This window comes from Nocardia sp. NPDC051911, assembly GCF_040681035.1.
Classification (GTDB): Bacteria; Actinomycetota; Actinomycetes; order Mycobacteriales; family Mycobacteriaceae; genus Nocardia; species Nocardia sichangensis.
This window is the reverse complement of record NZ_JBFAXY010000073.1, coordinates 1-10,793: the sequence shown is the minus strand read 5'-3', so window position 1 is coordinate 10,793 and position 10,793 is coordinate 1. Positions and strand designations below refer to the sequence as shown.

Genomic DNA, 10,793 nt, shown 5'->3' with positions numbered 1-10,793 from the left:
TGCAGGAGATCGTGGCCGAGACCTTCGCCGAGGTGCTCGGCGTGGAGCGGGTCGGCCTGGACGACGACTTCTTCGAGCTGGGCGGTAACTCGCTGATGGCCTTCACACTGCAGCGCGCGCTAGCCGCCCGGCTCGGCATCGACTTGCCGATGACGGCCTTGTTCACCGCACCGACGGTGCGCGGCCTGGCCACCCGCATCGACCATCCGGACGAACCCGCGGCGCTGTTCACTTCCGACGACGGCGCCACGATCGACACCGATGTCGTTCTCGGACCAGAGATCAGTACCGAAGGTGTCGCACCCATGTTCACCGCAGCCCCTCGGGATGTCCTGCTCACTGGTGCGACCGGATTCGTCGGCGCACACCTGCTGCGAGAGTTGCTGGCCAGCAGACCGGTACGCGTCTGGTGCCTGGTGCGTGGCGATGATGACGAGCGGGCACACAAGCGGATCCGCGACGCCCTGCAGAAGTACCGGATCTGGAACGACTCCTACCAAACCCGAATCGTCGCTGTTGCAGGCGATCTGGCCGCGCCCCGCCTCGGGCTCGACCATGCCGATTATACGCGGCTGGCCCAACGGATCGATACGATTTACCACAATGGAGCTCGCGTGAACCACATCGAGCCCTATACAAGGCTGCGCGCGGCGAACGTCTCGGGTACCCGCGAGGTGCTCGGCCTTGCGACCACCGGCCGGATCAAGTCCGTGCATTTCGTCTCCACCGTCAATGCCGTGATACCGGCCGCCACCACACCGGATTTCATCGGCGGGGAGAATGCGGAATTGAGCCTCGGCGAGGTGTCCGAGAACGGATACGTGGCCAGCAAATGGGTTGCCGAGCAACTGGTTCGGCAGGCGGGCGCACGCGGAGTGCCAGTGAGCATCTACCGTCCCGGCATCGTGTGCGGCGACCCGCGGCTCGGTGTGAACAGCGTCGACGACTCGTTCTGGAATATGATCCGGGCGGCCGCCATCCTCGGGCACGCCCCCGAGACAGCCGACGCCGCGATGTCGCTGGTACCTGTGAATTACGTGGTGTCCGCCATCGTAGCGCTGGCCGACCGGCCCGCGATCGGTGCGGCGTACCACCTGGTGAATACGCGGCCGGTGCCAATTCGCGATGTCTTCGCAGCTCTCCGCAGACAGGGGATTCCGATTGCAATCACCTCAGACCAAGAGACCGCGACGATGCTGGCCGAACAAGCCGCGGCGCGTAATGCGGCGGGCGACGACTCCTTGGTGCGCGCCGCGTTGGTAAGCGGCAACTACGGAGCGGTTACGGCCCCGATCGACGACACCCATACTCGTGCCGAGCTCGCTAAACAGCACATCCACTGCCCACCTATCGATGCTGCCGTACTTGACGCCTACGTCAGATCCTTCATCGACTCGGGCTTCTTCCCGGTCCGGAGCGATGACGGTCCACCGGAGGACCTCGTCGAGTCCCGATGAGGCAATGTGCCGAAGCACCGGACGTTTCTTTCCGAGAGGAAAACATGAACAGTGTTTCGCAGCGCTGGGTGCCGTCCGGATTGGATGGTGATCCGCAGCGATTCAGCGCAGCCGGTACCACGCTGGTCAATCTGTTCGAGCAGGCGGTGGCCGCGCATCCGGACAGCTCCGCAGCCAAGTTCGATATCGAATCGCTGACCTGCGCCGAATTGGATCGGCGCGCGAACGTGCTGGCGCGCCGGCTGATCGCCGGCGGCGTCGTACGGAACCACCAGTCGCGGTGATCCTGCTCGCTGGACCTGGTAGTCGCGCTGCTCGTGGTGCTGAAGACCGGTGCGGGCTATGTGCCGGTGGATCTTACCTACTTGGCCGACCGCATCGCTTATGCGCTCGAGGATTCGCGTCCGACCGGCGTGATCGTCGGGCGGTCTGCGCCGCCAGCGGGCCATGTCCACCGCGTCGCAGACCAGTTCGGCGCGTAGATGGTCTGCGATCGACCAACTGGGGATGCGCCGGGAGAACGCATCGAGCACGGCCGCGCAGTACACCCAGCCCTCGCTGGTGCGGTGCGCAGTCACGTCCATGCACCACAGCCGGTCCGGGCCCTCGGCGGTGAAGCGGCGGTTGACCAGGTCCGGGTGCGGACTGGCCTGCGGATCTCGCGTGGTGCAGCCTCGGCGACGGCGGAAATTCCGTCCAGCCCAGCGCTGCGCATCAGCCGGGCCACACGTTTGCGACCCACTCGGATCCGCCGACCGAGCCGCAGTTCGGCATGCACCCGCGCAGCACCGTAGATACCACGCGACGCGATGTGGACGTCGGTGATCGTGGCGGTGAGTTCACGATCAGCGCGAGCACGCGCAGACTCCCCCCGCTGCTTCCACTCGTAATACCCGGAGGTCGACACCCGCAGCACACGGCACGCCACCGTGACCGGGATGCCGGTTTTGGCCAGTTGCGCGACCACCGGGAACACTATTTTAGGAGGACGTTCTCCCGGGCGAAGTAGGCCGCCGCCTTACGCAGCACCTCGTTCTCCAGTTCGAGTTGCCGAGTCTTGCGCCGCAACTCGGCGAGTTCCTTGCGTTCAGCGCTGGTCACGCCCTCCCGGGCGCCCTCATCGATATCGGCACGCCGCAGCCAGTTCCGCAGGCACGATTCCGAGATCCCTAAACCCTTCGCGACCTGACCGATCGGCCGGTCGCTGCTGCGTGCCAACTCGATCGCGCGCTGACGGAACTCCGGCGGGTGTGCTGGTGGCATCCAGACTCCTTCTGGAGGCGAGTATCTCGCCTCACCATTGATGTCCGGAAGACGGCAACCGTATGTATCGATAACAAAACGGTGGGTATGTGTCCGACGACAGCGTCTGCCGCGTCGGCACCAGCGCCTGGAGCCTTTGCTCGCAACCACTTCCACCTGCTGGCGGCCGAAGGATCGGTCCGCGAGCAGTCTTTGATGTCCGGTATCGCGGCGGCGACGCGGTTGGAGTCGGTTGCCGCCTGCGGGCGGCGGCGGGGTCGCCGGGCATCTGTTTTCGGAAGTAGTTCACGCCCTGCTTGCCGCAGCTGATCGACCACGCCTCACCCTCGTCATCCCAGGCGTACCGGCCACCGCCGCGAGACGATACCTCGGCACGGCGGCCTTCAATTCCTGGCTCCTGATGACAAGGCGGCATCATCGGGCAGAGCGGGGCCCTTCGCCGGCTGCACCATGTAGAGGGGCGGCAGGAAGTTGCCGGGTCGGCTGCGGGCGAGGTGTTCGCGCAGCGCCGCTGTCGCCGCCGGATGAGTCGCGTCGGTGAGTTCGATGACGCGCCGTACTGTGAGAGCATCAACGCCTCGCGCGTCAGCGTGGGCACAATAGCCGTCGATGATGGCGAGCGTTTTCGCATCAGGCATCCGCGGTGGGGAGCGGTGTACCAACCGATTGCGCTCGACATCGATGTCGCTGTATCCGCGGCGCTCACGCAGCAAGTGCTCGATCTCTTCGAGAGTCGACGTCCGCGTGAGGAGGGCTGCCAGCGACGACTCGGCAAGGGCAGCGGCGGCGGCGATTCTGTACACCCGCGTAGTGGCCTCGGTGACGTCTACGACAGCACCGCGTTGGGTTTCGACACAGCCACGCCAGCCGGAGGCAGCCACTGCCAGCAGCGCATTGGCCTCCGATGGATGCCACGACCAGATGTTGGCGATTTCTTCTGCATCCTCAGGTACCAGGTTGACGAATTCCTCGGCATCCAGGGCGATCAACCGAGCTTCGAGCTCCGCAGGGGACAGTTCGCCGTCAACGCCGATACCTGCCACGAGTACCTGAGTCGGCAGCCCGGTGGAAATCGCGGCGGCCAAGGCGACGGAATCGGCGAGTGGACTCCGTAGATTTGACTCAGTTCCTGTGGCGAGGATGTCACCACCGGTGTCGATCACCACGAGCTCATCGGCTCCGAAAAGAGCTGCCGCGCAGCGAATCTGGTGCGCGAGTCCCGTCACCCCAGCCTCGATGTCCATCAGGAGCAGCGGCCGCCCGATATGCTTGGCAAGACGCGGAAGTGTCGATTCGCCGTCGGCGCGTAGAACCGCCGTGGATGGTACCTCGGAGACTCCGTCCCGATCGATCAACCCGTCGAAGTCGGCCCGGTTTCTGGGACCGGGGGCGGGGTCGATCATCAGCCGGTCCCACGAGAAACTCATGATGGCGGCGACCCGCAGAGTTGTCATCTTGTCGGCGAGCAGCGCCGCCGTAACTGCGTCGCCGCCTCCGCCAGCTGCGATTGCTACTGCCGTCATCGTCGTGCGCCAATCAATCCGACTCCTATATTGGCCAGTGGTGTATAACGTTCGGCGCGAAGCGCCCGCAGATCGCAGAAATTTTGCGGGACCATATCATTCGTGGTGACCCGCCGCCCAGTGCAGACGTTCCTTCCGAGCATGCGCTGCCTCCCTATCGGCTTGGCCCGGCCCTCTGAGAGCCGAAGCGGTAAACGCCTTCGCCGAACTCGCGCCACGGACCGGATCGCCGAGTTGGCTGCGCTGTTGGATCTCCGGCCTCGGCCCAGTGGCCTTCTTCGACTACGCGGGTTTCGGCTTCCCCGATGACCAGGGCGGCGCATCCGCGCACCCGGGGGTCGGTGAGGATCGGTGTCGGCATCGCCTTGGCTTGGTGGCCGCCGAGCATGAGGAGTATATCGGATCCAGCCCTGCGGTGATGGTCGCGGACATCGAGTAGGTCGGCGCGAGTAAGTTGAACCCGACTCAGCGCGGCCGCGCAATTGTTCCTCCGACGTGGTGGGCGGCGTAGGTGGCGATGTAGCCCCCATGACGAGCACAGGCAGGGTGCAGCTCAGCGCGGCGTTCTCCGCGCCCATTCTGCGCGCGGCCGCCCGCGCTTACCTCACGCACGGACAGCAGTAGAACACGCCGCTGGCGGCCGATCTGGTCAACGCGCTGCAGGCCATCGACCGCGTCGGGGCATCCACAGCGCAGATTCGCGGTCGCCGACTACACCAATGACTCTCCCTATATACAACTACTCCCACATCGCCGATAAAGCCGCCGCGCGGCGGCTCAATCCCGACCGGCAGTGGCCGGGGAAACGCGCCTTCAAGGCCGCATGGGAGGACATGGTCGGAGACCGGGGGGCAGTGCATGGGCACTCCTCCACGCCGGGCTCGGCGAACGGTCCACAGAAACGGACCGGTAGCAACACCAGGACCGCGTTACGGCCGACTCAACCAGGACTGTCTCAATTCAGCGGCCAGTCGCTCGCCGACCGAAAGGATGAACTGTCGACTAATTCAATGGCAGCGCGCAGCAGCACCCTCGAGGCTTTCGCTGCGGTGAGAGGTCTCTGACCCGTCGACGGTTCATATCGCGTCGAGGTCGCCGATCGGGCAGGGTTGTCGATGAGGACGAGCCGGGGCACGGGCATAGCCGAGCCTCCACCGGTCCGGCGCCCAGCAGCCGCCGCAGCCCAGTGCCTATCGCTTCACCACGACTGAGCCTGCGGCGTGTCGACCGGTGTCGGAACCTCACGCTCGCAGGAACCCACCTCGACCCAGCACACTGCCACGCCGATGTGTATGTCGAGCGGCGGTGAAGGAGCTCCGTCCACGCGGAGGATGATCGGCCCTACCTACTACGTAGGTACTGTCCGGAAGAAATTCGTTGTTTGCTGATGTGGATTGTCCACCCGTACGACGACGATAAGGAGTATCGGCGGGCGCAGGTGCCGGCGTGGAGCGTTTTACCGTGCGGTTGATGTCTGTCAGCGACGAGGGCCACCCCTACTGTGCACAACGACATGGAGCCGATTCGGGCAACGACGCTCAGTGGGCCGCGGTCATCAACTGGATTCGTAGATGACTGCACTACTACCTCTTGCCTACGGGTACTTGCGCGATGGCCTGATCGAGGTTGCTGATGGCGAAGGTGATTTGGGTGAAAACACATTGCGGGCCGCTGATCGCTCGCTCGGCTACGAGTTGGGTACCGTGTTCCATGAACCGCCACCGGACACCGGATTGCTTCGACCAGCGTTCGTCGATCTGATCCAGGAATGCCGCCGCGCCGCAGCGCACGCGGTGATCACACTGTCCGGGCATCTGTCGAACATGTCGGTGTCCCGGATGGTCCTGCGGGCGGCCCTGCAAGTGCGCGCCGACGCGGTCGTCCACGAAATCGGGTATTGAGTCTCCGGGCCAGTCGCCTTGAGACTCAATCGCGGGGCGCCTGGACGCGGTTCGATATACAAGCCTACAAACAATTATCCGTAGCCTCACGGTTGCCACAGGCAAGGAACCGCGATCGGGTTGCACCGCGACGAGCCAACCCTGTGCTACGGAGACGAGATCTCATGCTATTTCGTCAGTCCGAGCAGCGCGGCGGTTAGGCCGTAGTCGGGGCCGAAGTCGTGCATGTTTCCGGTGCGGCAACCGTCGGCCTTCATCTGTACCCGCTCGCAGAACAGACTGACAATCTCACCGTTGAGGGCGGTAGGGATGATGACATGAACTCGCGCCCAGCTATTTTCGCGATCGATGAGGTTGTCGATGTTCCCGAACACCAGGGCTGCGAGGTCGGCGACTTCGGTGAGACCGGAGGCGTTGTCGCGAAGCTGGCGGGTGACGTTCGTGAGTCCGGTCAACGTCCCCGCGAGCTGGTCCTGGTACTGCCCGAGGGTGCTGGAGGTATTGGCGAGGAAGGTAGTGAGCTGGTCGAGTGTCGCCTGCAGACCGGGGGATTGCTCGGCGAACAGGCCGGACATCTGGGTCATGCGGTTGCTGAAATCATGGACTGCTTGGTCGTTCTCGGTGAGAATGGCGGTGAGTTCGTTGAGCCTGAGGATGATGTTCGAGATCGCGTCCTTGTTGTCGACCCCGACTTTCAGCGCGGCCGACAGCGCTTCGAGGGTGTCGCGGATCTTCGCGCCGTTGCCCTCGAGCATGGGGTAGAGCACCCGGCCCGACATCGGGCCGTGCCCCTGGGCGTCTTCCTGCGTTTTCAGCGCCGCCGCGAACTGATCGATGGTCTTGATCATGGTGTCGAGTTCGACGGGGGTCTTGGTCCGCGACTTCGGTAGGTGTGCGCCGTCTGAGAGGGTCTCGCCCTGTGTGTAGGCTGGGGTGAGTTCGATGTGACGATCGGTGACGATGGACGGCGAGATAAGCGCCGCCACCGCGTCTTTCGGAATCTTCACGCGAGACTCGATCGACAGGTGGACCTCGATGAGCGTGTCTTTCGGTGTAACCTTCTCGACCTTGCCGACCTCGAGTCCGAGGACGGTGACGGGGTTGCCTTCGTAGATACCGGCGATGTTGTCGAAATCAGCGGTGATCCGCGTGGTATCCCTCAACGCGTCGTTCGCCGCGTTCGGCAACAGCGAGCAGCCGCCCACCGTAAGTGCCATCGTGCTGATCGCGAGTGCCTTGACCCGCCTGAACTTGTTCGCCGAACTGAACTTCAGCACGGAGATGCCTCACTGTCTTGCCTGACACTTCATCCCTCCGGGAGGAAGATACTGGATGGAAGGGGTCAATTACGGAGCTCTTGCGTGATCCCGCTGGGGCAATCAGCGATGCGGATCCAGGACTGTGGCGCGGTGCCAAGAATCCCGCCAGCGGTGACAGTGGGTGATCGACCGTCGGGCGACGATTTCTTGCGCCTTCATTCTATTGAGCGCGCTGACTAGCGGATCTCTGTAAACCCCCGCCCATCGGGGCGCCGATCATGCCGCCGTGGACAGTTGGTGCGACGTCAACTTCAGTGGCCTCGGCTTGGACTCCGAGGAAAGAGATTTTAGCACCAGCTTGTCGCTGGCTCTGATCGTCCCGCCCATGGTGATCGGCGTTCTCGAATGTCCGGTCGATGGATCATCGGCACGTTCATGACGCTGACGCGTCTACACTGCGAGAAAAGTCCTTTCGGCCTCTCGCTGGACACATCGCTCCAATCGCAACCAATGTCCGGTACGGCGAGCACCATATCGCCGACCGTCGCGCCATCGGCGTTTAGTATGCGAGTGCCTGCGGAAGTCGACCGCCTCGCCATGCCAGTCCGCGGCGCGGAGTTCCGCCCAATCCGAAGTTTCTGCTCACCCACCCTTTCCTTTCATCCAGCCTGTCATCAAAGCGTCCCGCGAAACCGCCCACCCGAGCACTTGCATGCGGCGGTTTCAGTGAGTACAGATCTGTGCAAGTCGGCGTGACTTGAATCTGATTCGCATCACCGAAGCGCCGACAGACGGGGTCAGTCCGGTTCCGAGTATTGGCGGTATGTATGACCGGGCATCTCGCCTCTCTATACCTACCGAATTCATTCAATATCATGCGCAGGTAGGACAGTGCTGCGCATCCGTCCACCTGGCACAGATACGTACGTGGAGCAAACTTGAGGTAGCGCAGGTCAGGATCTACCGCCGCACCAAATCATCTATGCGCGTCGAAGTCGGTCAATCGATGGCGTCGCTTCGGTGAGGTCGGACTTGAGGACCGGTCCTCGGTACCCCACCGGCAGCCGGGCGCGACCGAGGTAGCGGTCGTCGCCCGGATCGAGCGGTCGCGCCGGGACAACAAGAGGTCGGTACGGCGGATCGCGTTCGAACTCCAAGCCGCCGGGGTCGACATCGCGGTGCGAACGGTGACCAGGCAGTCAGCGCGGGCTCCGAGCAGGCCGAGACCGTCGCCCGCGCCAAGGTGTGCGAGCCTCGCACGGGCTATGTCTTCCTACATTCCGCAGTCGATGGCTTATCCCTGGCTGGCGTATACCGAAGCTTGGGCGTTTCGTGTTTCGGGCGTGAGCGTCCTTCGCGGTCACGGCATCGACCACCTTTACAGTATCGTCACCGACAACCGAGCCTGCTACAAGGCCTGTGACTTCGCGAAAGTTCTCCACGGGACCGCCACCAGCGGATACATCCCTACACACCCCGCCGACGTGAACGGCAAGAGCGAGGCCTGGGAGACCGTCGCGGCCCAGTCCGACGGTCGGGAACGGCGGACCCCGCCGATCGCCTTGGCCAGCAGCTCGTCGGTCAACTGCTCGACCCCGCCGTCACGGTCCACCGCGCAGGATTGGCCCATCTCCACATACCGGGCGCACGGTCTTGCGGTCGGTGCCCGACAACCGGGCCACCTCCCGCAGCCCACGACCCTGCAGCCACAGCCGCAGCATCTCCCTGATCTCGATCACCGAAACCTCCCGGTAGCTCATCCGCTAATGCAGCGGCCGAGCGACCGAGAACCCCCAGCTGCCACGCCGGGGTGGTCCCATAACTGGCAAAACCTGCCGGTCAAGTGGTCCCATCACTAGCTAACAGGACGGTCCCATGCTGCTGGCTAAACCAGCTCCGATGTGGTCCCTTCCTCCTGGCAGCCGACAGCTGGGGCAGCCGCGCGACGCGATGTCGCACGTTGCGAGTGGTCGCGTTTGATTGGAGGTCGTTTGGCGAGGACGCGATTCGGTCCAGTGTCTCTGGGACCGTCCCCATCCTGGCGTGCGTCGTGAGTGACTGCGGGGTGCGAAGCCTGGGGTGATAGCAGAAGCGTCCCTGTCCACCCAGGGGCGACGGGCGAGGGGAAGGTCGCACGGCTGAACGGAAGGAATCTTCGTATGCCTCGTTATCAGCAGCTCTGGCGGTGGCGATCTCAATGTCTGCAAAAGTTGACTATTGTCGATGAACTTCGACAGTAGTTAGTTTATGTTATCATCTTTGAGTGCCATCGGTCCAACAGAACGAGTACAAGATTCGGCGTCGATATGAGCGCGCTCCTCGTCGTGGCGAGGAAAGACGAACCGCGTTATTGAAAGCGCTTGAACAACTCCTGGAAAAAGAAGCTCTCGCGCAGATTGGCATTGCAGACATCGCGAAAGCCGCTGGCGTGACTCGGTCGGCCTTCTACTTCTACTTCCCCACAAAGGCCGCAGCTGTCGCCGCGCTTCTTGAGGGGATTTATGAGGAGTTGCTGGAAGGTTCGGGTACGTGGCATATGGTTGATGGGTCCGCCCGCCATGCCCTCCGGGCGGGGTTCGAAGCAGTCATTTCGTATTGCGAGCAAAATATCAATCTCATGGCGGCAACCTGGGATGCTGTCGGCAGCGATCGGGAAGTTCGCGAACTCTGGGAGGGATGGATGGAGGAGTTGGTCAAGCGGGTTGGAGCCAAGATCTCCGACGAACGAACTGCCGGCCGCGCTCCTGCTGGTACAGATGCCAACGTGATAGCTGAGGCCCTCGTCTTCATGAACGAACGCATTTTGGAGCGCGAGGTTCGAGCACGCGCGGGCGGCGGTGAGCCAACTCCGGGGCTTAGTGACGCGATATTCGAAATATGGGATCGGACAATCTATGGCATTGAATGAGCGCGGCACAAACGGCCTTTAGTCTCAATGCCAGTGATTCAAAGATGGGTGAGCTGGTCTTTGTCCTGACTTGGGTGTCCCTATGGTTTTCGTCAAGCGATGATGGACTCGGGGATTCGGTCGAGCTGTTTGGTTTTGAGCGTGGCGTAGAGGACGTCGCAGCGGCGGCGGGGCGGGCAGATGACGGCCGCGTTGTGTTTCTTTCCTTCGTCGCGGTGGGGTCGGCCCGGAGCACCCTGCCGATGTCCATCGGTGGGTTTCTAAAAAACCTCATCTGTCACGCTCGGCGCAAGGCAACTCGGCCGGACATCAAATCCGGTGCTGCTGATCGTCCCTGCGATCCTGAGGACGTCGTTGACCAGGCACAGCTGCGCCAACCTTGCTCGTTGAGGTTCCCCCGCTTCCTTGGAGGGCTCTGAGCATGGTCCGATAGGACCGGGAAGGAGCCCCGCGTGGCAGCACCGAAGAAATACCCGGACGAG

General features: G+C 63.2%; 9 protein-coding genes and 4 pseudogenes. 6 read left to right on the top strand and 7 right to left on the bottom strand.

Features of this window, described 5'->3' with window-relative positions; translation table 11 throughout:
- The 3 genes from AB0L97_RS37965 to AB0L97_RS37955 form a co-directional block, all read left to right on the top strand.
- The coding region (locus AB0L97_RS37965; RefSeq protein WP_364439745.1) for a thioester reductase domain-containing protein at positions 1-1,457 on the top strand (1,457 nt) is incomplete at its 5' end.
- A complete protein-coding gene (locus AB0L97_RS37960; protein WP_364439757.1) occupies positions 1,454-1,741 on the top strand; it encodes a hypothetical protein in 288 nt (95 codons plus the stop codon). The genes AB0L97_RS37965 and AB0L97_RS37960, both read left to right, overlap by 4 nt.
- Positions 1,742-1,750: 9 nt before the next feature.
- On the top strand, positions 1,751-1,939 hold the full coding sequence (locus AB0L97_RS37955) for an AMP-binding protein (protein ID WP_364439754.1): 189 nt from the start codon (positions 1,751-1,753) through the stop codon (positions 1,937-1,939).
- On the opposite strand, the pseudogene AB0L97_RS37950 reads toward AB0L97_RS37955, so the two are convergent.
- The 4 genes and pseudogenes from AB0L97_RS37950 to AB0L97_RS37935 all read right to left on the bottom strand — a co-directional run.
- Positions 1,937-2,041: pseudogene (locus AB0L97_RS37950) on the bottom strand (hypothetical protein); the annotation flags it as partial. The gene AB0L97_RS37955 and the pseudogene AB0L97_RS37950 overlap by 3 nt on opposite strands.
- Complete coding sequence (locus AB0L97_RS37945; RefSeq protein WP_364439751.1) at positions 2,032-2,364, bottom strand: IS3 family transposase; 333 nt, start codon at positions 2,362-2,364, stop codon at positions 2,032-2,034. The pseudogene AB0L97_RS37950 and the gene AB0L97_RS37945, both read right to left, overlap by 10 nt.
- A 68-nt stretch (positions 2,365-2,432) precedes the next feature.
- Positions 2,433-2,720, bottom strand: coding sequence for a transposase (locus tag AB0L97_RS37940; protein WP_364439742.1), 288 nt, complete (start codon positions 2,718-2,720; stop codon positions 2,433-2,435).
- Between the two features lie 383 nt (positions 2,721-3,103).
- On the bottom strand, positions 3,104-4,243 hold the full coding sequence (locus AB0L97_RS37935) for a DUF1152 domain-containing protein (protein ID WP_364439739.1): 1,140 nt from the start codon (positions 4,241-4,243) through the stop codon (positions 3,104-3,106).
- 1,571 nt (positions 4,244-5,814) lie between these two features.
- Between AB0L97_RS37935 and AB0L97_RS37930 the strand changes: the two genes are divergently transcribed.
- Positions 5,815-6,144 carry a hypothetical protein gene (locus AB0L97_RS37930; RefSeq protein WP_364439736.1) on the top strand — a complete coding sequence of 110 codons (330 nt, stop codon included), beginning with the start codon at positions 5,815-5,817 and terminating at the stop codon, positions 6,142-6,144.
- A 167-nt stretch (positions 6,145-6,311) separates the two neighbouring features.
- Here the strand turns inward: AB0L97_RS37930 and AB0L97_RS37925 are convergent, their stop codons facing one another.
- Positions 6,312-7,361 carry an MlaD family protein gene (locus AB0L97_RS37925; RefSeq protein ID WP_364439748.1) on the bottom strand — a complete coding sequence of 350 codons (1,050 nt, stop codon included), beginning with the start codon at positions 7,359-7,361 and terminating at the stop codon, positions 6,312-6,314.
- A 1,025-nt stretch (positions 7,362-8,386) separates the two neighbouring features.
- On the opposite strand from AB0L97_RS37925, the pseudogene AB0L97_RS37920 reads away from it, so the two are divergent.
- Positions 8,387-8,883, top strand: a pseudogene (locus tag AB0L97_RS37920) (IS481 family transposase); the annotation flags it as partial.
- Positions 8,884-8,931: 48 nt separating this feature from the next.
- On the opposite strand, the pseudogene AB0L97_RS37915 reads toward AB0L97_RS37920, so the two are convergent.
- Positions 8,932-9,163, bottom strand: a pseudogene (locus AB0L97_RS37915) (IS21 family transposase); the annotation flags it as partial.
- Between the two features lie 503 nt (positions 9,164-9,666).
- Between AB0L97_RS37915 and AB0L97_RS37910 the strand changes: the two are divergent.
- Positions 9,667-10,311 carry a TetR/AcrR family transcriptional regulator gene (locus AB0L97_RS37910; RefSeq protein ID WP_364439733.1) on the top strand — a complete coding sequence of 215 codons (645 nt, stop codon included), beginning with the start codon at positions 9,667-9,669 and terminating at the stop codon, positions 10,309-10,311.
- Positions 10,312-10,403: 92 nt separating this feature from the next.
- On the opposite strand, the pseudogene AB0L97_RS37905 reads toward AB0L97_RS37910, so the two are convergent.
- Positions 10,404-10,526, bottom strand: a pseudogene (locus AB0L97_RS37905) (IS110 family transposase); the annotation flags it as partial.
- Positions 10,527-10,793: the final 267 nt, after the last annotated feature.